Annotated in this window: 21 protein-coding genes and 1 pseudogene; 15 read left to right on the forward strand and 7 right to left on the reverse strand. The window is 48.7% G+C overall.

Features of this window, described 5'->3' with window-relative positions; all coding sequences use genetic code 11:
* The first annotated feature begins 331 nt into the window (after positions 1–331).
* The 6 genes and pseudogenes from BZG23_RS11465 (at position 332) to BZG23_RS11490 (ending at position 6589) form a co-directional block, all read left to right on the forward strand.
* Positions 332–1366, forward strand: coding sequence for a hypothetical protein (locus tag BZG23_RS11465; protein WP_077607015.1), 1035 nt, complete (start codon positions 332–334; stop codon positions 1364–1366).
* Between the two features lie 301 nt (positions 1367–1667).
* Positions 1668–2358: pseudogene (locus BZG23_RS11470) on the forward strand (DUF2931 family protein).
* Positions 2359–2589: 231 nt separating this feature from the next.
* A complete protein-coding gene (gene hcp-2, locus BZG23_RS11475; RefSeq protein ID WP_077459225.1) occupies positions 2590–3108 on the forward strand; it encodes a type VI secretion system effector Hcp-2 in 519 nt (172 codons plus the stop codon).
* 124 nt (positions 3109–3232) lie between these two features.
* Positions 3233–5179 (forward strand): type VI secretion system Vgr family protein, encoded by a 1947-nt coding sequence (locus BZG23_RS11480; protein ID WP_077607016.1) that lies wholly within the window; start codon positions 3233–3235, stop codon positions 5177–5179.
* 35 nt (positions 5180–5214) lie between these two features.
* Positions 5215–5499, forward strand: coding sequence for a type VI secretion system PAAR protein (locus BZG23_RS11485; protein ID WP_077459223.1), 285 nt, complete (start codon positions 5215–5217; stop codon positions 5497–5499).
* Positions 5483–6589: a sel1 repeat family protein gene (locus BZG23_RS11490; RefSeq protein ID WP_077607017.1), complete on the forward strand. Its 1107-nt coding sequence runs from the start codon at positions 5483–5485 to the stop codon at positions 6587–6589. Before BZG23_RS11485 ends, BZG23_RS11490 begins: the two co-directional genes overlap by 17 nt.
* Positions 6590–6645: 56 nt before the next feature.
* On the opposite strand, the gene BZG23_RS11495 is transcribed toward BZG23_RS11490, so the two are convergent.
* Together BZG23_RS11495 and BZG23_RS11500 are read right to left on the reverse strand one after the other, a co-directional pair.
* The gene (locus tag BZG23_RS11495) at positions 6646–8040 is read right to left on the reverse strand and encodes a sensor domain-containing diguanylate cyclase (protein WP_077579462.1); all 1395 of its coding nucleotides are present in this window, start codon (positions 8038–8040) and stop codon (positions 6646–6648) included.
* A gap of 92 nt (positions 8041–8132) precedes the next feature.
* Positions 8133–9017 carry an aspartoacylase gene (locus BZG23_RS11500; RefSeq protein WP_077607018.1) on the reverse strand — a complete coding sequence of 295 codons (885 nt, stop codon included), beginning with the start codon at positions 9015–9017 and terminating at the stop codon, positions 8133–8135.
* Positions 9018–9239: 222 nt separating this feature from the next.
* Here BZG23_RS11500 and BZG23_RS11505 point away from each other — a divergent pair, with 222 nt between their 5' ends.
* Complete coding sequence (locus BZG23_RS11505; RefSeq protein ID WP_077607019.1) at positions 9240–10670, forward strand: 6-phospho-beta-glucosidase; 1431 nt, start codon at positions 9240–9242, stop codon at positions 10668–10670.
* Positions 10671–10807: 137 nt separating this feature from the next.
* On the opposite strand, the gene BZG23_RS11510 is transcribed toward BZG23_RS11505, so the two are convergent.
* From BZG23_RS11510 to BZG23_RS11520, 3 genes are all read right to left on the reverse strand, one after another.
* Positions 10808–11347 carry a histidine phosphatase family protein gene (locus BZG23_RS11510; RefSeq protein WP_077607020.1) on the reverse strand — a complete coding sequence of 180 codons (540 nt, stop codon included), beginning with the start codon at positions 11345–11347 and terminating at the stop codon, positions 10808–10810.
* Positions 11348–11540: 193 nt separating this feature from the next.
* Positions 11541–13376: a GGDEF domain-containing protein gene (locus BZG23_RS11515; protein ID WP_077607021.1), complete on the reverse strand. Its 1836-nt coding sequence runs from the start codon at positions 13374–13376 to the stop codon at positions 11541–11543.
* Positions 13377–14399 (reverse strand): ABC transporter substrate-binding protein, encoded by a 1023-nt coding sequence (locus BZG23_RS11520; protein WP_158011380.1) that lies wholly within the window; start codon positions 14397–14399, stop codon positions 13377–13379.
* Positions 14400–14649: 250 nt separating this feature from the next.
* Between BZG23_RS11520 and BZG23_RS11525 the strand changes: the two genes are divergently transcribed.
* Genes BZG23_RS11525 through BZG23_RS11545 form a run of 5 tightly spaced genes read left to right on the forward strand, consistent with a single transcriptional unit; the run spans position 14650 to position 18080 of the window.
* Entirely contained in the window at positions 14650–15036 is a 387-nt protein-coding gene (locus BZG23_RS11525; protein ID WP_052708091.1) for a hypothetical protein, read from the forward strand.
* A 57-nt stretch (positions 15037–15093) separates the two neighbouring features.
* Positions 15094–15450 (forward strand): NADH:ubiquinone oxidoreductase, encoded by a 357-nt coding sequence (locus tag BZG23_RS11530; RefSeq protein ID WP_077607023.1) that lies wholly within the window; start codon positions 15094–15096, stop codon positions 15448–15450.
* Positions 15451–15499: 49 nt separating this feature from the next.
* Entirely contained in the window at positions 15500–16054 is a 555-nt protein-coding gene (locus BZG23_RS11535; RefSeq protein WP_198532159.1) for a GNAT family N-acetyltransferase, read from the forward strand.
* A gap of 40 nt (positions 16055–16094) precedes the next feature.
* Positions 16095–16736, forward strand: a complete 642-nt coding sequence (locus BZG23_RS11540; protein WP_241837214.1) for a penicillin-insensitive murein endopeptidase — start codon at positions 16095–16097, stop codon at positions 16734–16736.
* A 39-nt stretch (positions 16737–16775) separates the two neighbouring features.
* Positions 16776–18080 carry an MFS transporter gene (locus BZG23_RS11545; RefSeq protein WP_077607026.1) on the forward strand — a complete coding sequence of 435 codons (1305 nt, stop codon included), beginning with the start codon at positions 16776–16778 and terminating at the stop codon, positions 18078–18080.
* A 63-nt stretch (positions 18081–18143) separates the two neighbouring features.
* Here the strand turns inward: BZG23_RS11545 and BZG23_RS11550 are convergent, their stop codons facing one another.
* Positions 18144–19814, reverse strand: coding sequence for a methyl-accepting chemotaxis protein (locus BZG23_RS11550; RefSeq protein WP_077607027.1), 1671 nt, complete (start codon positions 19812–19814; stop codon positions 18144–18146).
* A gap of 518 nt (positions 19815–20332) precedes the next feature.
* On the opposite strand from BZG23_RS11550, the gene BZG23_RS11555 reads away from it, so the two are divergent.
* The 3 genes from BZG23_RS11555 to BZG23_RS11565 are packed head-to-tail and all read left to right on the forward strand — an operon-like array spanning position 20333 to position 22691.
* Entirely contained in the window at positions 20333–21064 is a 732-nt protein-coding gene (locus BZG23_RS11555; protein WP_077607028.1) for a 5-oxoprolinase subunit PxpA, read from the forward strand.
* On the forward strand, positions 21061–21756 hold the full coding sequence (gene pxpB / locus BZG23_RS11560) for a 5-oxoprolinase subunit PxpB (protein WP_077607029.1): 696 nt from the start codon (positions 21061–21063) through the stop codon (positions 21754–21756). The genes BZG23_RS11555 and pxpB overlap by 4 nt, the downstream gene beginning before the upstream one ends.
* Positions 21741–22691: a biotin-dependent carboxyltransferase family protein gene (locus tag BZG23_RS11565; RefSeq protein WP_077607030.1), complete on the forward strand. Its 951-nt coding sequence runs from the start codon at positions 21741–21743 to the stop codon at positions 22689–22691. The genes pxpB and BZG23_RS11565 overlap by 16 nt, the downstream gene beginning before the upstream one ends.
* Positions 22692–22768: 77 nt before the next feature.
* Here the strand turns inward: BZG23_RS11565 and BZG23_RS11570 are convergent, their stop codons facing one another.
* On the reverse strand, positions 22769–24598 hold the full coding sequence (locus BZG23_RS11570; RefSeq protein ID WP_077607031.1) for a DUF3413 domain-containing protein: 1830 nt from the start codon (positions 24596–24598) through the stop codon (positions 22769–22771).
* Positions 24599–24656 lie beyond the last annotated feature (58 nt).

Genomic DNA, 24656 nt, shown 5'->3' on the forward strand with positions numbered 1-24656 from the left:
TTTATTTTCCAACTCATAGCTATCAGTGAGTCAAAAGGCTCACTGATAGCTATGAATTATTTATAAGGGCGAGATCGCGAATTTTTTATTCAAAAAGATCGGTTTGAAGATCACGAGAATGTTCATAGTACTTACGCCCGAGGACGATTTTTTTTGGCTAAGACCAATATTTCGTTTTAAGTGTAAAGCTCTTTTCCAAGTGTTGAGTGTGTACTCTAAATATTTACCACCCAGCAAGTGATACAACACTCGCTGGGCGGTAGCATTCCTTAGCTTTAAAACGTTATGGTATCTGTCAGCCTAGAAAAAACTATCTGTTGGACACAGCCTTATGATGCGTCATAAAACGATTATCCAAGTTATACTTTTAAGCATATCGATGAGTTTCCTCTCGGGTTGCAAAGAAAAGGCGATCAACCCTGAAGATGACATTCCTTTATTCAAAGACTTCATTGAGGAAAACATTGATAAAGTTGCCGATGATCCCTATATATCGAGCACACTTAGGCCTGATGATGAGATGTATGAGGTTCTCCTTGATTTACAGCGTGGTATTCCGTGGGATGACCAAATACAGCAGCGTTTTTCTAAACTTATGTCAGAAGATAATGAACATGCTATGATCATCAAGGCTCGGTCTGGATTATTAAATATAGAGAAACGTAGCTATTGGACATCAGTACTAACAGATCTGATGGAAAAAGGAAACCCTTATGCAGCTTATTGGCTATCAAGCAAAAGTAATATTTGTCATATGTACCTTGGTTCTCGCAACTTAGGGAATAAAGTGGCGAAAGATCTTGGCTTAGATACCTCTTACGAAAATAAATACTGCACCGAGGCAATCTATCAAAAGGCTGTCGAGGGGTTTAAAAAACTCGCAGCGGAAGGCGATCTTCGTGCACAGTATTTTTTGTTAAAAGATCAAGGTCTTTATGAATCAGTAGAAAAGCGTGAAGAATATATTAAAGAAGTGATTCGATTCGCAGAGGCTCATTATTATAAGCCATTAATGGACTATACATCTTCACTAAGAAAACAATCAAAAAAGGGTAGAGTGTTCAGTACAGAGAAGTTAAAAAACTTATCACTTAATCTCTTCAGAGTAGCAAGCAATAATTATTATATACCTGCGATGAGTAAGTTAGTGTATTATGAAAGAGATAATGCTGTTCTTTTTGATAGGTTGAAGAAATCAGGTGGCCGGAATTATTTTTGGGCTATGGCATTTGATAGAAGCAATGAGTTAACAACTAGAGATAAATACTGCCATGCTGTGTTATTCGAGGGGATATATAAAGATACGGACTTTTATGGTTTTGACAGTGATTGGCCTAAGAAAGGTGATTACGATGAAAGTATCTGAGAGACAGATAAGGAAATCGCTGAGATGAAGCCAATGATTTATATTGACTATTTCACCAAAAGCGATAATTGGGGCCAAGGGTGACTTTCTGTGCAGTTAAATCTGGGATTTTCTTAAATTGAAGGCCTCTCTTATTGATTTTATATCCTAAATGTTTGCCGCCCAGTGAGTGACACAACACTCGCTGGGCGGTTTGTTAACTCTGTTAAAATGATGAGAAAAACCCATAAGGAGCTCTTCTTTGCCTGAACTAACAAAGTACAAAAACATAATAGCAATTGTGTTGTCATTATTTCTATTGATGGGATGTGAAGAGCTTGAGCCTATACCAGGACAGCCTTGGCAGGTTTCTGTGGTAACGCCTTCATTTTATCCCATTAAAATCACGCAAGCATATGGTGTAAATGAAGAGCAAGACTGGACAATGCCGATCCATGGTCTCTCTCAATCGATGAGAAAAAGCCGCATAGATTATGTCCGTACTGTGTTTCCTGATTATGATGGGTTTGATTTTCCTTTATCATCTTTGACCGCTGTTAATGGACGCCAGGTGGGATCTGCGAATAAGCACTTACCAGATAGCATATATATATTGGACCTCACTGATTAATATGCGATTTTTTGTGACTAAGTATGATCTTCCTCAGAAGGTTAAGGAAATAATGGCGAAAGGGGTTAGCTTTGAGCGATATGATGGCTCTTTAGGTTACTGCTTTCGGACTGAATTTTTCTTTGGCATGCTGCCTAATGGCAAAGCCAAAGTGTGGTTGATGGGCTGTGATCAACTTATCTATTTGGCAGAGTTGGAGCCAGCACGAGAGAAAGACCGTGACCAAAATGGTGCAACGGCTGATGTATATAGGCGTGGATCTAAGCCAGAGAAAGCAAAACAGCGTGGAATCGATGCAGGTGTATCGACTGTCCCGATTCCATGGGAGAGAGTTGGCAAAGTGTATAGCAGGGACACCGTCGAATTGCTCAGTGAGCAGTAAGCTTGGGTGGATCGACGTGCGTTCCGGCGGTTTGTATACGCTCAGTGATATGCCAAGCAACTTTTTGCTTGGCTTGGCAAGAAGTTGCTTGAAGCGTGCAAAAAATTGGTCACCAAATAATTAACTGTCTGATATATAAAGAATTTAAAGTTGGCATGAATCTAGCTTGCTAGTAGGGCTAGACAGCAAGAGTCGCTGTTGAAACTCAAATCAAAAAATAGAGGAGCGATTATGCCAACGCCATGTTATATCTCGATTGAAGGTGAAACCCAGGGTTTGATCACTGCCGGTGCCTGCACAGCTGATTCAATCGGTGATGCATTCGTTGAAGGTCATGAAGATGAGATGCTGGTACAGCAGTTTGATCACAATGTCACTGTTCCAACTGATCCTCAGTCCGGTCAGCCATCAGGACAACGTGTTCACAAGCCATTTAAGTTTACCGTGGCATTGAATAAAGCGGTTCCATTGCTTTACAACGCGCTGTCTTCAGGCGAAAAAATGTCTACTGTGGAGCTGAAATGGTACCGCACGTCGATTGAAGGTAAGCAAGAAAACTTCTTTACTACCAAACTCGAGAGTGCGTCAATTGTTGACATCCACTGTGAAATGCCACATTGCCAAGATCCGGCTAAATCTGATTTCACTCAGAATCTCACCGTATCTATGTCTTATCGTAAGATCACCTGGGATCACGTTAACGCGGGTACGTCAGGTTCAGACGATTGGCGTAAGCCTATTGAAGCCTAAGGGCTCATTATGTTGCGTCGGCATGTTGCCGACGCTTCATCATTTGTCTCGCGTGCTTCAGTCATTAGTCTGAGGAGTGCTAGACAAGTGTTCACTGTTGCGGGAACAAGATTCGGGAGACATCATGGCGAAATTACGTTTTGAATTTAGCGTCGAGGGCTTAGAGCCAGACACGTTTGTGGTCAGAGAGTATCAGGGCAATGAATCTCTCTCTGCTGCGGCGTTCGATCAGCAAGCTTGCAACGGGTTTCGTTATTCGATTGCTTTGGCGAGTCGTGACCACTCACTTACTCCAGACCAAGTGGTGGACTGCCAAGCAACGCTTTCCCTCTACCGTAATGAGCAGTGTGAGCGTCGTGTCAGTGGCATTGTGCGTCAATTTTCTCAAGGGGATATTGGCCATCATCACACTTACTATGATATTGAATTAGTCCCCGATATTGAGCGCTTGTCGCTACGTCAAAATAGCCGTGTTTTCCAGCATCAAACGGTTCCGCAAATCATTTCCGTGCTTTTGCAGGAAATGGATATCACGGATGTCGGCTTCGGACTGACAAAAGAATACGCTGAGCGTGAATTTTGTGTTCAGTATCGAGAAACAGATCTGGCGTTTTTCCATCGAATCGCCGCAGAAGAGGGGCTCATCTACTGCTTTTTATGGAAAGAGGGAAAGCAGCTTTTATACATTACTGATTCACCTTTCGCTCTCCCAGCTCTAGAGCAGCCGATTGCCCACAACGCGCAGTCAGGGGCGGTGGTGGATGAGCCGTATATCCGTGCGATAGAAAAACGCACGCGCATTGTTCCCTCGTCGTTGGCAATGAAAGACTATAGCTTTAAAAAGCCGAGTTATAGTTTTTTGCAACAAGTAAACACAGCAGGCATCGATTATCAACGCCAAGATTATGAGGTTTATGATTTCCCAGGCAGATATAAAGATGATGCCCAAGGCAAACACCTAGCGCAGGTACGGCAAGAATTTCTGGTGCGTGATAAAGTCACCGCGGACGGAAAAAGTAATCATTTTCTTGTACAGGCGGGGCATGCATTTGAAATGCAAGATCATCTCGACCGTACCATGAATCAAAAATGGCAAGTGGTGCGCGTTCAGCATTACGGCACCCAGCCACAAGCGGTCGAAGAAGAAGGCTGTTCTGGCGCTACCACTTATCATAATCAGTTTACCGTGATTCCGGCCTCCACCTCGTGGCGGGCAACCCCGCACCCTAAGCCACAGGTGGACGGCCCCCTTATCGGTATTGTCGTCGGCCCCGAAGGTGAAGAAATATTCTGTGATGAGCATGGTCGGGTGAAAGTGCATTTTCCATGGGATCGGTATTCAAATGGTGACGAACATAGTAGCTGTTGGATCCGAGTCTCTCAGGGCTGGGCGGGCAGCCAATATGGCATGATGGCCATTCCACGTATTGGGCATGAGGTGATTGTATCGTTTTTACATAACGACCCAGATCAGCCGATCATCACAGGACGCACTTATCACGCAACAAATGTACCCCCTTATACGTTGCCTGCGGATAAAACCAAAACCGTGTGGCGCAGTGAATCGCATCAAGGAGAAGGGTATAACGAGCTAACATTCGAAGATCAATCGGACAGTGAGCAAGTGTACTTGCATGCACAGCGTGATTGGCAATCCGATGTGGAAAATGATGTCATTACTCAGATAAGGCATGATGAGCACCAAAAAACCGCCCATGATTCTTTTTCTAGAGTGGCGAATAACCAACATGTTACCGTCGATAAGCAAGCAAGAGAGCGAGTGAAAAAGGACGCCACCTTTGAGGTTGATGGTGGTATTCATGAAAAAATTAATAACCGTTTCGCGGCCACCGCCGGACGTGAGGTGCATCTAAAAGCGGGCACAAATGTCGTGCTTGATGCTGGAACAGAGATTACCGTATCGGCCGGTGGTAGCGTCATGAAAGTGGATGCTGCAGGCGTGCACTTATTAGGGCCTGTGATAAATCTCAATGCAGGTGGAAGTGCGGGGAGTGGATCGGGTTACCAGGGTAAACAACCGGCCTCACCACGCGCAGTGAAGAAGCCCTAATCATATTCGCAAGTTCATAAGAATCGAGGAAAACTATGCCAAAAGCTGCACTGGTTGGCCATATTGGTACCGCCCATGATGGCTTTCCGCCTACGCCCATTACAGCGGGTTCACCAACGGTAAAGATTGATGGGATCCCAGCGGTACGCAAAGGCGACCCACTGGCTCCCCATAGTAAGCCTAAGCATCCACCGCATGGTCGGTCAGTAAATGCTGGGTCTGGTAGCGTCAACATTGATGGAAAGCCGGCTGCACGAATTGGTGATGCAATAAGTTGTGGCGGCGTAATTTCAGGAGGTTCGAGTGTCAACATTGGTTAAGCCGTCACGATTAAAAGTCAGTTTCTGTACCCTTTTGCTTGTTATCAGTGGACAGGCTTTCGCCGAGCAGGTTGAAATAGAGGCGACGCCGTTTATGTCATTGGAGCCGGTAGAGAAAATTGCCGATGACTATGATATCCAAGCGATGACACCGGAAGCACTGTTTGAACATGGCCGTTTGTCACGTGCGCAATTCCATTATCAACGCGCAGAGAAGTATCTGCGAGCGGCTGCCGATCAAGGTAATGTGCCTGCGGCTTACTTGTATGCAGTTCTGGTGAGTGATGATGGCAAGAAACTCGCGTATTCTCCTGAGGCGCAGCAATATCTCACTCAGGCTGCACGAGAAAGCTACATCCCAGCCATGAAGCTATTGGTTGAAGAAGGTGAGTGGTTGTCAGCCAACCATCGCACGATATGGCGTCACAAGTACGAAGAGGCCTTGGATGCCTGGTATAAAGATGCCCCTGAAGAGGCAGCCTTTAGTTTATACCAGTACACCGCTTCCACAGATAAACAAAAAGCTGAGGTTTATCTCGAAGAGGCCATTGCGGCAAACGATGTCGATGCGCTATTACACAAAGCATCACAAATAGAAACGGCGCAGCGCGGCTTTTATCTTTTCCCTAGCTCTCGCCTGGATGCGGCTGCTGAGGTGAAAAAGCAAATTGCCAATGCTGGGGGGATCCCTGGAACGAAGAGTTTATACCGTGACTTTATTCGCCGTGGAGAAACTCCTAAAGCCGTTGAGTGGCGTGAAAAAGCGATAGAGCAGGGCGATCTCATGTCCTTGGCGGCGTTAGGTCGCGTATATACAACAAATTATGCACCTGATGATGAAAAGTATATTGATGGTTTGGTGTATCTCTCCGCATACCTGGATGTGGTTGGTCAAGGGCGATTTGTCGACCTAAGGGATCAAGCGATGGCACAGTTTGAGCTGGCGTCTTCTCGGGTGTCTAATGAGGTCCTGAAAGATGTGGAGAAAAACGCGGCAGAGCTACGAAAAACCCACACCTTCTTTCACTACGATCGATATTGGCAAAAAACAGCCACGAACACAGAGAAAGAAGCAGATCCAACAAGCTAGCTGGGTAGAGGTTTGATAATTTAGCTCCGGCGAAGACTTTAGCGGCCGTAATCGAATCATTGCTTCTCGATTCGATTGCGGCCGTTTTCTTTTGCGAGATAGAGCGCGGTATCGGCACGTTGAATGATACTGTCTTGTGTATCACCTGCCGAGAAGCCCGTATAACCGATACTGATGGTACAGCGTATGGTTTGTCCGTCGACGTGAATTTCTTCACCATGTACGCGCTCCACCAAACGCTTTAGTACAACTTCAGCACCACTCAAATCCGTTTCAGGAAGCAAACAGAGAAACTCCTCTCCGCCCCAGCGACCGTATATGTCATTAGTCCGTGATTCTTCCCGCACAATATTGCCGAAGCGTTGTAAGGCGATATCGCCTGCCCGATGACCAAAGGTGTCATTTAAGCGTTTGAAGTTATCGAAGTCTACGATCGCCAGCGTCAAGGGGTTGTTGTACCGTTCGCAGCGTGCCAGCTCTTGAACGAGAGCGTTGCTGAGGTAGTGGCGGTTATAAAGTTGCGTCAACGAGTCAGTGTTTGCTTGTATCTCGAGCAATTGTTGCGCTTGTTCGAGTGCTTCCCAATCTCGCAGACGCGCCAGCTCGTGGCCGACCCATTCGGCAAAGAGTCGTACCAGTTCATAGTCTTGCGAAATAAAGGGGCGAGTGGGTTCAGGGCTTGAAAAATTTAACGTGCCATAGCGCTCGCCATCAATAAAAATGGGGGCACCGATATATGCTTCGAGGCCGAAATGTTCGTAGCAGGGGTGGGCTTTGATATCGCTTTGCGAAACATGGTGGAACCCTTGCGCCTCATTGGCTTCATAGACGTGACAACAGTATGTTTCTTTTAGATCAAAGACCTGTCCAGGCTGCAGGGCGTCATCAGGATGCTGCGCATATTGTACGGTATAACGCTGACCATGAATGTGGCTGAGTATACCGATAGGCAAATTAAAGTGTTTACAACCGAGAGAGAGAATACGCTCTACGCGCCGGCAAAAATCCAAATTGCGTGCTGACGTGATTGAGTGGAGCTGGTTGAGCGCGGATTCTACTTCTACGCGGGTGCTAATGTCTTGAATAAAAGCCACATACATGGTGACAACTTGTTGCTCATCGCACACTGGCCCACCATGTGTTTCGCCTAAAAACACATGTCCATCGGCGGTCTTATATCTCACCACATAAGCATCGTAGTATGCGTGAACTGAGTGGGTGTTAAAACGATCTTTGCCCGTCGCAGTAAAGTCTTCTTGTTCGGCGTAAAGGATGCGCGTGCTAGCGCCTTTTACATCCGCTAGGCTGCAACCAAATAGGGCTTCTGCTTCGGGGTTTAATAGTTGTATACGGCGATTTGTATCAGCAATAACAACCGCCGTATCGAGATGGCGAAAAAGCGAGGGCAGTAATGTGACAATATGCTTGTACTGGTCAATGGGCTGATTCACTGCTGGGCTCTGTACGTCTATTTGGCTTAGACTAAGCGTAGTACAAATCCCAGCAGCTCGCGCTCGCTGAGGAGATTAGGCGGAGAAACAGGTTATACTGTGAAGGTAAATACGTTAGCCATCGACATCGCAATATTGTTGTCGTAATACGCTGCTTCATTAATGAAGTGCGGATAGGCCGTGTAGTCGCCTTGCCATGTTAATTCTTTGCCATCAAAACACATAAACAGTGGGTCACCGGGCTTTATCGGCTGAAAGTCATTGTCTTGAACGTGTTGGTGCACCATACCAATACGTTCCCCATGCTCATTTTGTGGTAAATGCAGTGTCTCTTTGTAACGGTACGCGGTGACGTTTTTAGGCAGTGCTGGCACCTTATCAATATTAAACAGATGCACGAAGTCCAAAATGTGTGTCGTCATTTCTTGCATCGATTCCATTACATCATGACGCAGTACCGATTGGGGCTGTGGGCCTACCTCAACGATCACCCCTTGTTTGCCGATCGAGCATAAAAATGCATGCTGAATAGGTTCAATATGATCTTCGACTAAGATGATGGCATCGGGCATACGCTCACTAATATAAGCGGCGAGCTGCTTATTGAACGTATCAAGTGTCAAGAGTATCAGTGTGGGTCCCATGTTGCTGGTGGTGTTATGCAGGTCGATAATAAAATCGACGCGCGGATCCCCTTTAGGGCCTAATTGTTGGTTGAGGGCTTTAGCGCGACTTTGCTCATAGTTTGCCAAGCTGTAGTCAGCCAGCAGTTTAGGATCGAATTGGCGGTTAAGGTCGCAGTCTAGATAGCGTTTGTTGGCGCTATAAGCTGGGGGGTTCGCAAAGACATGTTCGGTGGAAAAACTATCGCGGGCTGTGATTGCTGGGTTGGATTGCCACTGTTTTAGTGCGTAAACACCGCTAAACTCGTTACCGTGGGTGCCACCAACAATAGCAACGTTACTAAACCGACTCATGAAAGCTCCTGATATGTGAAGAATAATCGCATGGATTTGTCTATTTACACAGCTTAGCACTAACCACTCGATAGGTTAATAGCATAATTTTTCTTTATTAATGCTTTTCTATTCACTTGATCGCGAGTTGGTAGTGGAGGTCCTATGCTTTTTCGAGTCAGTTCACACTTCAGCTGAGTGGAAATCGTTAGCCTAGCGGAAGACGATACAAAGAGGTGAACAATGAAAACGGTATTTCCTGAGCATTTTTTATGGGGTGGCGCGGTAGCGGCTCATCAAGTTGAGGGGGGATGGGATTACGACGGTAAAGGCGTCAGCATTGTGGATGTGCTGACCAAAGGTGCCCATGGTACACCGCGCAAAATTACCCAGCGTGTTGAAGAACATGAAGCCTATCCGAACCATGATGCTGTGGACTTTTATCATCGCTACCGTGAAGACATTGATCTCTTTGCGGAGATGGGTTTTAAGTGTTTTCGCACGTCTATCGCGTGGTCGAGAATATTTCCTCTTGGTGATGAGCTCACGCCGAATGAAGCGGGCCTTGCCTTTTATGATGACCTTATTGACTACCTATTAGAGAAAGGGATTGAACCTGTCATTACGCTTTCTCATTTTGAGATGCCCCAGCACCTTGTCACCCATTATGGGGGCTGGGCTCATCGAGATGTGATTGAGTTTTTCGTGCGGTTTTGCGAGACCGTAATGACTCGCTATCGCGACAAAGTCTCCTATTGGATTACCTTTAACGAGATCAACAACCAGCTCAACTGGGACTATCCGCTATTTGGCTATTGTAATTCAGGTGTGGTTTTTACCGAGCACGATCATCCCGAACAGAGACTCTATCAAGTGCTACATCATCAATTCGTCGCCAGCGCCAAAGTGGTGTCTCTAGGGCATGTGATTAATCCGGATTTTAAAATAGGTAGCATGATCCACATGATGCCGTTGTATCCGGCGAGTTGTCACCCTGATGATATGTTGGCGTCACAGCAAGCGATGCGTGACAAATATTTATGCAGCGATGTGCAGTTGCGAGGCCACTACCCACACTATATTTGGCCGCAATGGGCCAGCAAAGGGATCGAGGTCAACATGCATCAAGAGGATGCAACGATTCTTAAAAACGGCTGTGCAGACTTTTTGGCGATCAGCTACTACATGACGAATATCGTAGATGCCAACCCGCCAGAAGAAGATGAAAACGCTTTATTCAGTGCAAGCCGATTGAATCCGCATCTACCCGCTTCGGACTGGGGCTGGCAAATTGATCCCAAAGGTCTACGCTTTGCGCTTTCTGAGCTGTATGAGCGTTACGAAAAACCGATTTTTGTGGTGGAGAATGGGCTTGGCGCGACAGATAAGCGTGAAACCACAGGGGGAATCAATGATGATTACCGAATCAGCTATTTATCACAACATATTGAGGCGCTCGCGGATGCCATTTGGCAAGATGGCGTTGAGGTGATTGGCTATACGCCATGGGGCTGTCTCGATTGTGTGTCCTTTACCACGGGCGAATACCGCAAACGCTATGGTTTCATCTACGTTGACCGTCATGATGATGGCAGTGGCGACTTTTCTCGCCATCGTAAAAAGAGCTTTTACTGGTATCAAAACGTGATTAAGAACAATGGGTTGATAGAGTAAAGGCTCTGGTAGAATCGCAGTAAGACGAGAAGGGACGCCTATTGCGTCCCTTTTATAACTATCGGTAAAGTCATTGCATCGAGGTATGCGATTTTTACCGTTTTAGCGCTAAAGCCTCGCCCGCTAAGGGGGAGAAGTTAGAGACTGGGTTGGTAGTCGACCTCAATCACTTCTCCATATTCAATCCCTTGCTCACGATAACCCACTAAGCTCTCAATCACATTAAAATGCGCGATAACCGCAATCGTATTGTAGTCTTGATAGGTGTCGAGCACAGATGTCACTCGGCGATATAACGCGGTCGCGGACTCATAACCTGCATTGGTCACTTCATTTCCATTGGCAAACAGTTCTCGATACTCAATCCAGCGTCGATCGCGCTCAGAAAGAGGAATATAGCTCCCTTTGATATCCGCTTGCCACTCGCGGAGGTCATGCTCGACAAACAGTTCTTTTTGCAATTGCCGGTTGAGGATTTCTGCTGTTTGTAAGGCACGAGTGTAGGGCGAAGAGAGGATGATGTCTGCGTGTTGTAAACTCGGGTGATCGGCTAGCGATTGAATAGCGGGAATACATGCACGTTGGAGTGGTGCATAGTCTTTTTCCAGTTGGCTCATTTGGCGAGCATCGGCCAAAGAGTAATCGGTTTTTCCGTGACGGACAAAGACGACTTTCATAGGGCTTCCTTTTCTGCGTCGACAGCGTCTGAAGCGCTGCTTCTTGAGTCGGTGACATTTTTATTATCCGGATAACGAGGCGAGACACCCGCTTGGCGGGTGGTCAACATATCGCTTACGAGGGTTGTAGCATACCGTCATCGGACTGTCATGACTCACCCGTGGGATTGAGAGGAGGGCGTGAGCAAGCTCGCTATTTTTCTCTGGTTTGATCTAATATTTTGGTGCGATCACGGCCTTCTTCTTTGGCTTGATATAGACGCTGATCAGCCATTTCGAGTAGGTATGAGTCCGTGGTTTCGCGAGTTGGGAGCGTAATAATGCCACCGATACTGACAGTGATTTTGTCACCATCTGGGTTTTTCTTGTGCTCGATATCAAGCTTGGCAATTTCAGCGCGAATGGTTTCGGCCAGCTGAGTTAACTTCGAGGCATAGCGCGTTGAAAGCGTGATCGCAAACTCCTCGCCCCCAAAGCGTGCCACGGAACCATGAAAGCGTTCCGTTTGTGTAAGCAGCACGCGCGCGATTTGGGTGAGAACGTCATCGCCTTTGAGGTGACCGTATTGATCGTTATACGCTTTAAAATGATCGACATCGATCATCATGACGGCGACAGGTAACCGGCTGGCGATGCCATGTTGGATATGGTTTTTGAGCTCACGTTTAAACGGTCTTCGATTACTTAACCGGGTGAGGTCATCGGTTTCTGCTTGTACTTTTAACTTTTCATTGGCGACAATCAGCTCTTCTTGTAGCTCTTCCATGGCGTAATGGTTTCGTTCACGGATCATCACTTCACTGATGGCGGTCGCGAAACGTTTTAAAAGCAATGTCTTATTGTTATCCCAGATGAAGGGTAGACGGCGATTTGCCACTGTAATCATACCAAAGCTTTTTCTACCGTCGGTTAGCGGAAAAGCGGCAAACGATAAAATATGCCGTTGGCGCAACCAAGAGCGCTCGTTAATTGCATTATCGCCGAGCTGGCCGACATGGGGAACGACCAGTGCGTCGGTATCAGCCAGCCACCGTTTTATCATGTGCATATCGCTTAAATCGACGGTCTGGGGGGCAAAATCAATCTCTTGTGGCCAGTAACAACGACGTTCAGCGCGGAATGCGTCAAAGGCATACCAACCAATCGCCTCAACGCCGAGTAATGACGCCATATCGGGAAAAATTTTCTCTACGTCTTCAGTAATATATTGCGAGTCTGCACGTAAAAATTGAATTGAAATATCGGCCAGTAGAGAGCTAGCGTTTGATTGCCAATTGAGTGCTTTGGTGCGTTGCTCGACTTGCTCTTTCAATAAAGTTTGATGTTGACGAAGTTCACGCTCTGTCACGCGTTTTTGTAGAAAGTCGTCTCTGATACGCGATTGCATCGCATTGATTGAGCGAGACACTTTACCTATTTCGTCATTACGTTGAATCAACGAGAGCGGCACACTCGTTTGGTTGGCCTTGTCGGTTTGGTAGTAATCGAGCGTATTTGACAGCTGTTGGAGTGGGCGCGAGCACAGCCGGTGGATAACCCACAAAATCAGCAGAGTGATGATAAAGGTTTCAGTAAAATGGACGACAGCGACAGGCACGGCGCCTGTGAAGGCATCGCGTTTAATCGCACTGCGATCGAGCACAATGTTCAGGGTGCCAATATTGTTACCTTGAACGCTCAACAATGACTGATGATTGGCGTCACAGTCCTCACTGGTATTATTGACTTCAGTGATGTGTGTGCCATCAAAACCTTTTACCTCGACGCGACAAATGGTGGGGATCATCGACAATCCCTTTACACTGCGGCGTACAAGCTCTAAATCAACGACCCACAATGCATGGCTAATCACGCGAGCCGAGTTATGGCTCCGGCTCTCTACCAGTTGTGTGGTCGTAGCCAGTGTGCGCTGGTAGTTGATGTACATCTGCGTCAGTGTACTCCCTACCGCAAACAGTAAGCTAATCGCGAGCACAACGAAGGCGACGCGCGCTTGAAGACCGCGTAAGTTTACATCGCGTTTTATCACTTAGTTATCCATTTGAGTTGTGGTTGAATGACAATGGCTTTCAATCCCTTTCGCCATGTTCAAAAACGAGATTTGATCCCACGCCTGCTCGCGCAACTGTACGAAAAAAGCGGAGCCAGGTTCAATTAAGTGAAACAACTGTCCAGCGCATTGCGGTGGTAACGGCCAACCTTTATCGTGAGCGTAAATGCGGCTCAATGCAAGGCCAGCGGCTTTAAAGTGCCCGCCCCCAAGGGCTGAAATGTCGCCTTTTTCTCGCAAAGAGAGCACGCGCTCGGAGGTATTGACCGTGGCAAAATAGATGTCATCGCCGGGCGTCTTTCCCGCTTGCCGAGCGGCTTTCATCGCGCCAAACGCCATATGATCGTTGGCCGTCCACACGTAGCGCACATTTGGGTAGCGTTGCAACAAGGTATGCATTTGCTCTTGGCTGATGGACTCATTCCACTGACCATGAACAACTTGATGTAAGGTAATGTCTGAGCGTTCAACGAAAAAGCGCTTGCCGCCCGCTTCGCGTTGAACGGATGCGGGGGTGGTAAGATCACCTGAAATCATGACGGCTTCGCCGGGCGCATTATCGCCTGCTCGCACCATGGCTTCGGCGATCGCATAGCCTATCGAATGATTGTTGGGAATAATGCTCGGCAGTAAGTATTGTTGCCAATGTGGGTCTTGGAAGAGCTTGGTTTTGGTCTGCTGATCGACATCATTCAAGATAAGTTGTACATAAATAGGATACTTTCTCAGTATAGGAAGTAGGTTTTTGGCCGCCAGCTTTTCATTCACGATGATAATGTAATCAGGGTGGGTCGGTTTACTCAACGTTGCGGCGAGTATTTGACGCACGGCAAAATGATTGCGATCGGCGTGGCGAATCGTTAGGTCAATATTTAATGCTGAGGCAGCGCTATTGGCATATTCATCTACGTCCTGCCAGAAGCTTTCCGTTGCATAACCGGGATTAATAAATAGTACATGGGGCTGAGCCTGTTCAGCATGAATGTGCGTACTGAACATCATGTATATAGAAACAACACACCACAAAATCAGTCTTCTACACATGTAGGGAAGGGTCCTCTCCATTGGCCAGCTCTGTTAAGGATAGCGCATATGTATACGCTTGATTGCGGTAGGTTTATCATTGTCTGTAATTCGTTCAGGTAGCTGCTGTTTGACACGTAAATTTTATTGGGCAAGAGAAAGCATATACGGCATCATAGTTGTGTAGACTAGTGTGCCAGTCAATGGCGAACAAAATGACAACAATGTAATGAAATCTTACTACGATAAGAAGAAATTTAAGCGGCATTTTCCGATGGATTTTTATGGTGAGAGTGAAGGCTGGCAGTTTGCAGTGCGCGCCTTGTCTCCCACGCAAGTCTTATCGGCGAAAAGCTGGGTGGCGCGATTGAGCTGTCGTCGCCGAGACTTTCGGCTCGTTGATTTGGCGATTGACCGCTTCCACTTTTTGAGTGGCGGCGATGAGCAGATGCGTTTCACGGGCGTGGATTTGGGCACTAAAGTGAGTATTCGCCGGCAAGGGCAAATCGTCACTGTCGACGCGCTTAATCACCGCTATGGTGCTTTGACAGCAAACGTCCAGCCGTCGATTTCAACCGCGTGCATAGAGCCTGCGAGCAAGATCGTACTCTCTTAATAGGCGTCTCCTTGGCTGTTTGCGTCAGTGCCATACTGAGAAAAAAGGTGGGAACTCATGACGTTTATTGTGATTATCGTGCTTAGCATTCTTGGTGGTTTGTTGGCGGGTGAGCACTTCCATTCTTATCTTCTTGGGCTGAGCGTCGCCAGTACAGCGGTGGGTGCTTGCTATTGGATCACGTTTCGTAGCAGCCATTACCCCCAGTTTGCGTTATTTTTGTTGTTGCTCGGGGTAGTCGCTAAGATTGCCGTCACAGCGGCGGGTGTACTGCTCGGGTTAAAACATGCGTTGATCACCTCGCCTTTGGTATTTTCGCTTTCGTATTTGTTTTTCTTGTTCGCCTCGACCTATTGCTATTTTCGCTATCGTGAATATTGGCTCACGCGCTTGCGTCATAAAGACTTACAGTAACGGGCTCCGCGGTGTGTAGTGTGATCGTTAACGAGGAATGGTATTGGTGATGTACTCAACGAAGCGATTGACGCTACGCCCATGGCAAGTGTCCGATTTGACCCCTTTTGCGGCACTCAATCAAGACCCCGATGTCATGCGCTATTTTCCCAGTGTGCTTTCACGCGCACAAAGCGATGCAATGGCGGCGCATATTCAATCCAAACTGGCGGATAATGGGTTCGGATTTTGGGCGGTAGAACTGACGGAAACACGGGAATTCATTGGCTTTGTGGGGTTAAACCGTCCCACTTTCGATCTCGGCCATCAGCCGTTTGTTGAAATTGGCTGGCGTTTAGCGTCGCCACATTGGGGAAAAGGCTATGCCACTGAAGCGGCACAAAAAGCACTCGCCATCGGCTTTGAGGACGTTGAGCTTCCGGCAATTTATGCGTTTACCACCGAGAGTAACCTGCCCTCACAAGCAGTGATGAAAAAACTCGGGATGACGCCGGCTGCTCCCTTTACCTTTTTGCATCCTCATTTGGCAGCAGATCATCCGCTCGCAACGCATGTCTTATACGCGATATCGAAGCCCAGCTGGCAGGCAGACCATGCTGATTAATCGCCGGTACCTATCGTTCACTCTTTTCGTTTTTTGTTTGATGTTTCCATTGGCGGGCACTGCGCAGCAAAGTACCTGTTATGGCACTACGTCGAATGGTCATTTAGCCAATGGGGTACAGTTGCCCAGTGACGGGGCGAATTTCATAGGCTACAGCTTGATTGCGCGTTGGGCCGGGCGAACCTATGTTCACTCCGCAGTGCGTGACATCATCGTGGCATCGTATCAGTCTTTGGAAGCGGAGCAGCCAGACAAAGTATATCAATATGCTGAAACGGGCTTTGAGTCAGGTGGTCAGTTCAAACCGCATAAAACCCATAGAAATGGCTTATCGGTTGATTTTATGACACCGGTCGTCGATGCCGAGGGGCGATCGGTTCATCTGCCGACTCATCTACTCAATAAATTTGGCTACAGCATTGAGTTTGATGGGAATGGTCAATACCAAGACAAGCACATTGATTACACCGCCATGGCCGCACACATAGTGGCGTTACACCGAGAAGCGACGCGTCGTGGCTATGATCTTTGGCGTGTTATCTTTGATCCAACTCTTCAGCCGGCACTGTACGATACCCCGTATGGGCAGTACTTAAAGCAACATATTCAGTTTTCAACGCGGCGGTCTTGGGTTCGCCATGATGAACATTATCACGTTGATTTTGCCGTGCCTTGCCAATAAGGGCAGAATAAAAACAAAAAGAAAAGACTGGGAGAAAGTGTGCACAAATTAGCGGATGACTTACACCAAAAACTTTTTAATGAAGAAGATGCGCGTGCCTGTAAAGACATTGATGGCAGTGCGTGCCGTGAGGTTCCGGGCAATTTTTTCCGCATCATCGTTAGCCAAGGACTCACCAAAATTGGCGACGCGGTATCTAACCCGAAAATTGTCTTGCCAGCGCTTCTCACCGCAGTTGGCGCCCCCTTAGCGTTAATTGGCTTATTGGTGCCAATCCGAGAGGCGGGCTCGTTAGTGCCTCAGTTAGGTATCGCCGGTTATGTCCGCCAATTTGCGGTACGTAAGTGGGCATGGGTGGCAGGCTCTGTCATTCAAGGGGCGTGTATCCTAGCCATGGCGATCGCTGCGTTACTTTTAACCGGTCAAGTAGCCGGCTGGAGCATTGTTGGCTTGCTGGTGGTATTTAGTTTGGCGCGAGGCTTGTGCTCGGTCGCTTCGAAAGATGTGTTAGGGAAAACCATCCCTAAGCCGCAACGAGGGCGCTTGAACGGGTGGTCGTCAAGCTTGGCGGGGGCGGTGACGATTGCAGCCGGTATCGGATTATTCAGTGTCTCGGATCAGCAGCATGTGTGGGTCTATTGTGCGTTACTGGCATTCGGCGCAGTGCTTTGGTGGATTGCCGCAGCGTTTTACAGCCAAGTTGATGAATACGAAGGGGCCACAGAAGGCGGAGCCAATGCGCTCACGCATGCGCTTTCTAAACTGCGCTTGTTGGTGGATGATAGACGCCTACGCCACTTTGTGATCACCCGTTCACTGTTACTCTGTTCGGCACTATCCGCGCCCTATTATGTGCTGTTAGCTAGTCAGCATAGCCAAGCGCTGGCGATCACCACCGCAAGCTTTGTCGCGATTAGTGGCATCGCAAGCTTGTTGTCGGCCCCTTTTTGGGGACTGTTTGCCGATCGATCTAGTCGCCAAGTAATGATAATGGCTGCCGTGGTGACGGCGTTACTGGGGCTGGTGGTCGTGAGTATCAGTCATTGGTATCCAGCGCTGTTTTCTTTTGCGTGGGTACTGCCTGGCGTCTATTTTGTCCTGACCATTGCTCACGAGGGTGTGCGGCTTGGGCGTAAAACCTACATCGTGAATATGGCTGAGGGCAATCAGCGCACCGATTATGTCTCAGTTAGCAATACGTTGATTGGCTTCATGCTCTTATTCATGGGCGGCGTCACGGCATGGTTGAGCCAGTGGGGGTTGATGGTGGTGATTGCGGTGTTATCGGCGCTTGGCTTGCTGGGGGCAATGATGGCGCGCGCCTTGCCTGAGGTGGAACGGTAAGCCGATTGTCCAGCAGCAAAAAGGCGCTGAAATATCAGCGCCTTTTCCGTTTGGTTCGACGAATCAAACTTTAAATTGGCTCACCAGACGTTTGAGCTCTTCGCCTGTCTGATTTAAGTCAGTCGCCGCTTGTGCCGAGTCATTACTGGCGTTAAGTAGCTGGCTCACAATGTCGCGAATCGATACCAGATTACGGTGAATGTCTTCGGTCACCGTGGTTTGCTCCGAGGCAGCCGAGGCAATATAGCTGGTCATGTCATTGATTTGGGTAATGGCATTACTCACCGAATCAATGCCGCTACCAATTTCGTTGGATGCCTCCGAGGTTTGCTGGCAGGTATCGTTGCTTTGCTTCATCCCCTCAACAGCCTGATTGACGTATGACTGAAGTTCATCCAGCATTTCGCGAATTTCGTGAGTGCTCTTTTGCGTACGGCTTGCTAGGGTTCTCACTTCGTCGGCGACCACGGCAAAGCCGCGACCCTGTTCGCCTGCACGTGCGGCCTCAATGGCAGCGTTAAGTGCCAGCAAGTTGGTTTGTTCAGCAATATCGCCAATCACAGAAAGCACGCCAGTAATTTTATGGGACTGCTCATTCAGCGAATCCACATGTGTACTCGAGGTATTCATTTGCTCGACCAGCGCTTGCATCGAGGTGATCGAGAACTGAACTTTCTCTTGGGCGTGACGCGCGTCGTCAGTAGCTGCACTGGTGGCATCAGCCACTTGGGTGGCGTTCTGTGACACCTCTTGCGCGGCCGAGCTCATCTGGGTAACAGCGGTGACCACTTGCTCGGTCTCGTTATCGTGAGTCTGTAATTGCGTGGCAACCATCTGGGTTTGCTCGTCAATCGTACGTGCGGTGTGACTCACTTTTTCCGTGACATCCACCACGCTGCGGATGGTGGTTTGCAGCTTATCGATAAAGCGGTTGAATGCATCCCCAAGCAGGGCAATCTCGTCACTGCCTTTAATTTTCAGGCGCTGGGTCAGGTCGCCATCACCGTCGGCAATATCATTGAGGTTGTCCAGCATGTCTTTCACCGGCGTTGACATCCGTTGGGCAACAAAGGCGACGGCAACGAACGTAATGATCAAAATAAGAATACCCGCAATGACCATGCGCGCAGTTTGTGCCGCTAATGCTTCCTCTGCATTTTCACGGAAATCGGTAACGCGCGCCTCAATATCGTCAATGTACGCCCCAGTACCCAACATCCATTGGCCGTTATTGACCATATCGGCATAGCCAATCTTTTCGATCAGTTCATCGGTACCCGGTTTTTGATAGAGGTAGGTGAAGGTGCCATCACCGCTTTGCGCCGCTTCGAGCAGACCCACGATAATTTTGTTGCCCTTGGGATCAGTAAGATTGATCAAGGACCGGCCTTCTAGCTCTGGCTTTAAAGCATGGAATACGTTGTTGCCTTGTTTATCGTAGATGTAAAAATAGCCAGCCTTACCAAAGGTCACTTCGCGAAGTGCGTCTTTGACATTTTGCGTAGCATCGCCGCCCGCTTGCTGTGCGTTTTTTACTACAGTCGCGGCAATTTCTGTGGCTTCGCGAAGCTGCATTTTTCGCTCATCAATTAATTTGGTTCGAAAAGTGGCAATGTTCTCTTCGACCAGCTCTCGCTCGTAATAGGTAGTGATAAACAACGTAACGAGAATGGATAATACCAAAGGTACGATGGCAAGCACTAAGAGCTTTCCGCGCAGCATTAACTTCAACATACCGGATACCTTGTGTTAATTGTGGTTTCGATTTCGCTAAAGTATGGAAGACATTTTTTCCGTTTGCCGCGCAAAAAGCCCTTTTATTTGATGTGGATTGGGAAACATCTTGCAATCTATCACATCTGTCTAACTCGTTATGCAAAAGAGATTGCGATAACTATCTGATTCATCACTGGTAAGTAAGTATAAGCCATTTTTTACTCACTCCTCTTACCTCTTTATCCCACAAGCAGGCCCAACGCACGCTTAACGTTCTGGCATGTTTGTTCTGTCTGTATACGCGCCTTTTTTTGCCCATCTTTTAGGATATCTGACAAGTAATCAGGGGCGTTCATTAGTGCTTTTCGCCGTTCTCGAATGGGTGATATCAGGGTGGTCAAGATATCGGTCAGCATGTTTTTTACCGTCAACGCCCGGCAAGCGCGATACAAGACTCACATCCTGACTATTTTGTTGGTTTATCCGCGGGTTAAAAAGCCGTAAGGTAAAGCAAAGTCAGTGAAATCGAGGGAGTGATGAAACTAAACGCAGACATGGGTGAAAGCTTTGGTGCGTGGTCGATGGGGATGGATAGCGCGCTAATGCCGTGGATTGATATGGCCAATATCGCGTGTGGTTTTCATGCCTCTGATCCTGATGTAATGGCGGCCACGGTGGCACTCGCAGTACAGCACAATGTGAGTATTGGTGCTCATCCCGGCTACGCCGATAAGCAGGGCTTTGGCCGTCGTCATATTGATCATACCCCAGCACAAATTAGTCACCTCGTTCGCTATCAAATCGGCGCATTACAAGGGATCTGTGCACACTTTAATGCGAGCCTTGATTATGTGAAGCCCCATGGTGCGCTGTATAACACCATGATGGTGGACAATGATTGCTTTGAAGCGGTGTTGGCTGCGGTGGCTGATACGCTGCCCAATACACCATTAATGGTACTGGCACTGCCTGATAACCGTCCGCATCGCCAGCTTGCCCAACAAGCCGGTGTGCCGCTGATTTTTGAGGCCTTTGCCGATAGAGCCTATCTGGCGTCAGGACAATTGGCGCCGCGCAGTCGACCGGGCGCGGTGTTAGATGACGCCAACGCGATGATTGCCCAAGTGTTGCAGTTATCTCAGCATGGCTCGGTGACAACCCTTGAGGGACAAACGCTCACCCTATCGCCGGATACGGTGTGTGTGCATGGAGATAATCCACAATCGGTCGAGGCGATAAAACAACTCAGAAAGGCCTTAACACCATGACACTCAAGGTTGAGCAGGTCAGTGAAACCACGGTAATGATCCGGTTGGGCAATACAATCGATCTTGCCTTAGTCCCACAGTTATCTGCGCTGTGTGAGCGAATCCGCCAACACTTTGGCCGTGGTGTGGTTGAGTTAATTCCCGCCTACACCAGCGTTCTGGTAGAAGTGAATGTTCGCTTACTGTCACCAGACAGGTTGAAAACGTGGGTGATGAACCAAGGCGAATCACTGCGAGTCACCGACGACGCCGTGGGCGGAAAACACGTGACATTGCCGGTGTATTATCACCCTTCGGTTGGGCCCGATTTAGCTGCGGTCGCCGAGTTTGCTGGCGTGAGTGAGCAAGAGGTGATTGCGCGACACAGCCAACGAACTTACACCGTCTGTGCGATTGGTTTCGCGCCCGGCTTTGCCTTTCTTGCGTCGGTGGATGAGACGATAGCCATGCCGCGGCATACCACGCCTCGCCATCAGATCCCCGCCGGCAGTGTGGGCATTGCACAACAGCAAACCGCGGTGTATCCGGTGGCGTCGCCCGCAGGCTGGCAAATTATTGGCAACTGTCCCAAGGTGCTATTCAATCCCCGTCAATCGCCCATGATGCCGTTTGATGTAGGTGATACCGTCAGTTTTGAGCCAATGTCGGAGTCTGATTACCGCGCGGTAGGAGGTCAATGGTGGCAGGATTAACGGTGCTCGACCCCGGCGTATTGAGCTTGGTGCAAGACACAGGGCGCTATGGGGTGGGCCAGCTTGGCTTAAGCCAAGGCGGACCGGTCGATTGCCACGCTTTTGCTTGGGCGAATTATTTACTCAATAACCCCGCGAATACACCGCTGGTCGAGATAACCATGGGTCAAGCACGTTTTCGTGCTGACCACGCGATGTCGATCGCTATCACCGGTGCAGACATGCAACCTTGTATCAATGGTCAGCGCGTGGGTATGTGGCAGACGTTAACGCTAAATACGGGTGATGAACTGAGTTTACGCTACGCACGCCGTGGCTTGCGCGCCTATCTCGCGGTGCGTGGCGGGTGGACGGTAGATGGCGCATTTGGCAGTGCCGCGACGGTGATGCGCAATCAACTCGGCGGCCTGCATTCCGGATTAGGTGAACAGTCGGGAGGCATGGCGCTCGCGAAAGGAGAGGTGTTGCCTTGTCGACCGCATGCGCTGTTGCCGAGGGGGCGCGGTGTGCCGACACGTTTTATTCCTGACTACAACGCTCTGACCCCACTGGCGCTTGTGCCGGGGTATCAATTTGATAGCTTCAGCTCCGAGGCGCTAACGGCATTTTTTGAGGGTGAATACACGGTCGATCAGCACAGTGATCGTATGGGCGTGCGGCTCAATGGACCGAGCGTCGTGAGCAAGCAACCGGGTATTGTTTCCGAAGGCATTGCGCTCGGGGCCGTGCAAGTGCCCCCGGATGGTCAGCCAATTGTGTTGCTCAACGATCGGCAAACACTCGGTGGTTATCCTAAGCTTGGCTGTTTAACCCGTGCCAGCTTGAGCATGTTGGCGCAAACGCGACCGGGTCAGGCCGTGCGTTTTTATCCAGCGCGGCTGGCGGATGCATCGGCGCAATGGCAAGAGTTTGTGCAGTTTTTTGACTGGATATAGCCTGCAGAAAATGGATAGATGAGCCTCTGGAAGACAGAGGCTCATAAACGGATAGGCTTTAACGTGCAAGCGACGGACTAGCGGAAACGGCTGATTTGCTCGAGGGCTTTTTCCATTTGCGCAAAGTCAGGTGACGCGTTTTCTATGGGTCGGTTGGTGTTATCCATGTATTGATATTGCCCTCCTGCACCCACTTCTAAAATAGTGTCGTCGGTGACTAACGCATAGCCGCTGTAGTTTGACGATAACACCCAATCTTGGCCGGGATTTGGCGCAAGTAAGTCATGACCAATCGCGTAGCTGGCCGGATCGGACGTTACACCTAAATAATGCTTCATCAGGGTAGGCGCAACATCTTGGTGGCTGGTGAGTTGTTTGCCAGTATCGACCTGTTTTGCCTCGATGCCGGGGCCTATCAGCGCGAAAGGCACGTGAATTTGTGGGTCAGTAAAATTGCTGTTGTGTCCCCAAAAATTCAGCTGGTTATCATTCATTTCTTGGCCGTGATCGCCAGTGAGAACCAGCAGAGTATTGTCGAACTCCCCGCTTTGTTTCAGCTCTTCAACCACTTGGGCTACCAAACTATCAACGTAACGCACGCTGGTCTTGTAGCGATTGAAAAATGGCGTCGGATCTGTGTCGTTATTTAGCTTGAGATAGTTAATTTCGTCCAGCATCGGCTGATACTTGGGGGTAAAGTCCGCAGGAAAATCATAGCCATGGGGCGCATCGTAAAACAAAAACGAGAAGGTGGGACGATTGGGATCACGCTGTTGGTGCCAGCGGATCCAATCTTGAGTGAGATCTGCGTCGAGCTCGGCGGGAGAGTCGCCTTCAGAGCCGTTACGTAAATCGGACACCTTGGCAAACACGGTTTGGTTGAATTCCGGCTTTTCCAATTGCGCGGCGGTAAAAATACCTAGTTGATAATTGAGCGCCTGCAGACGATCCATCAGTACCGGTGATTGCTGATTGGCAAGAAAGCTATGCCAATAGGTGCCCGGCATGCCATAAAACAGGCCAAAAATGCCGGTACGGGTGGCGTTCCCCGTCGCAAGGTGATGTGAATAGGTACGACCATTTTGTGCCAGTGCCCAAAGGTTGGGCGTGTTGTCGGCGTTGAAGGTATCCGCGCGCCATGAATCAACCACCAAAAACATGATATTCACTGGCTGTGTAACGTCGGTCGTGCTCAGCGGCGAAAGGGGATAGTTCAGGTCGGCTTCGCGATCTACATCCATCGCCTTTTGGCGCGCTAGAGCTTGTTCATCAATCCAGCCGTTTTTGCGCATCATACTGTTGGCGGTGGCTGGATAGAAAAGTGGCAAATAACGTTTCACTGTTGTCACGGGTTGGTACGCATAGGCCGCAGCCCAGATATGAATCCCGTGGGTGGCAAGCAAGGTAAGAAACGTGAGCAGCGCAAACTTTTTGCCGACTTTGTGCTGGTGGGAAAAACGTGTGCGCGACAACGCAGCCAGAAGTGCCCATTGCGCGGCGAGGCAGGCCATCACGCCACCTATTACCATCAGCCAAGTGATCAGAGGGAAGCTGACAATCTGCCCAGCGAGGATCAGATCTAGCACCATGGCATTAATATGGAATCGGTACTGGGCAAACACGATGGTATCGATGAAAAGCGTGATCACACCCACCGACGCAATCAAGGCGAGCAATGGTTGGCGCACCTTGGTGGGCAGCAATAGCAGCGGAAGAGTTATCAAGCCAACAATGGCGGCAAGTAAGGCCATTTGGCTAAAGGTACTGACCACGATAAAGGTGATGCCAAGTGGTTCAGTGGGAAAGCTAGGTAGAAACGCAAAGTAGCGGCTGGCTATTGCCATCAACACCAGGGCGTTAATGGCGATGAACCAGCTGTGTGTTTGAAGTCGCGATTTAAAAGACATGATTTCTCATCACAGTTAAGTTAATCAATCGGCAACATAATGGACGCGTTGCCGGGTT

It is taken from the genome of Salinivibrio sp. ML290 (genome assembly GCF_001995695.1).
GTDB classification, from domain to species: Bacteria; Pseudomonadota; Gammaproteobacteria; order Enterobacterales; family Vibrionaceae; genus Salinivibrio; species Salinivibrio siamensis.

Bases quoted from the DNA above. Each gene is read 5' to 3' on its own strand.
- BZG23_RS11485 (WP_077459223.1), top strand. From the start codon at position 5,215: ATGCCAAAAGCTGCACTGGTTGGCCATATTGGTACCGCCCATGATGGC.
- BZG23_RS11510 (WP_077607020.1), bottom strand. From the start codon at position 11,347: ATGAAAGTCGTCTTTGTCCGTCACGGAAAAACCGATTACTCTTTGGCC.
- BZG23_RS11540 (WP_241837214.1), top strand. From the start codon at position 16,095: ATGTTTCCATTGGCGGGCACTGCGCAGCAAAGTACCTGTTATGGCACT.
- BZG23_RS11550 (WP_077607027.1), bottom strand. From the start codon at position 19,814: ATGTTGAAGTTAATGCTGCGCGGAAAGCTCTTAGTGCTTGCCATCGTA.
- BZG23_RS11480 (WP_077607016.1), top strand. From the start codon at position 3,233: ATGGCGAAATTACGTTTTGAATTTAGCGTCGAGGGCTTAGAGCCAGAC.
- BZG23_RS11570 (WP_077607031.1), bottom strand. From the start codon at position 24,598: ATGTCTTTTAAATCGCGACTTCAAACACACAGCTGGTTCATCGCCATT.
- BZG23_RS11505 (WP_077607019.1), top strand. From the start codon at position 9,240: ATGAAAACGGTATTTCCTGAGCATTTTTTATGGGGTGGCGCGGTAGCG.
- hcp-2 (WP_077459225.1), top strand. From the start codon at position 2,590: ATGCCAACGCCATGTTATATCTCGATTGAAGGTGAAACCCAGGGTTTG.
- pxpB (WP_077607029.1), top strand. From the start codon at position 21,061: ATGACACTCAAGGTTGAGCAGGTCAGTGAAACCACGGTAATGATCCGG.
- BZG23_RS11530 (WP_077607023.1), top strand. From the start codon at position 15,094: ATGACGTTTATTGTGATTATCGTGCTTAGCATTCTTGGTGGTTTGTTG.
- BZG23_RS11555 (WP_077607028.1), top strand. From the start codon at position 20,333: ATGAAACTAAACGCAGACATGGGTGAAAGCTTTGGTGCGTGGTCGATG.
- BZG23_RS11465 (WP_077607015.1), top strand. From the start codon at position 332: ATGATGCGTCATAAAACGATTATCCAAGTTATACTTTTAAGCATATCG.
- BZG23_RS11500 (WP_077607018.1), bottom strand. From the start codon at position 9,017: ATGAGTCGGTTTAGTAACGTTGCTATTGTTGGTGGCACCCACGGTAAC.
- BZG23_RS11565 (WP_077607030.1), top strand. From the start codon at position 21,741: ATGGTGGCAGGATTAACGGTGCTCGACCCCGGCGTATTGAGCTTGGTG.
- BZG23_RS11520 (WP_158011380.1), bottom strand. From the start codon at position 14,399: ATGATGTTCAGTACGCACATTCATGCTGAACAGGCTCAGCCCCATGTA.
- BZG23_RS11525 (WP_052708091.1), top strand. From the start codon at position 14,650: ATGAAATCTTACTACGATAAGAAGAAATTTAAGCGGCATTTTCCGATG.
- BZG23_RS11535 (WP_198532159.1), top strand. From the start codon at position 15,500: ATGTACTCAACGAAGCGATTGACGCTACGCCCATGGCAAGTGTCCGAT.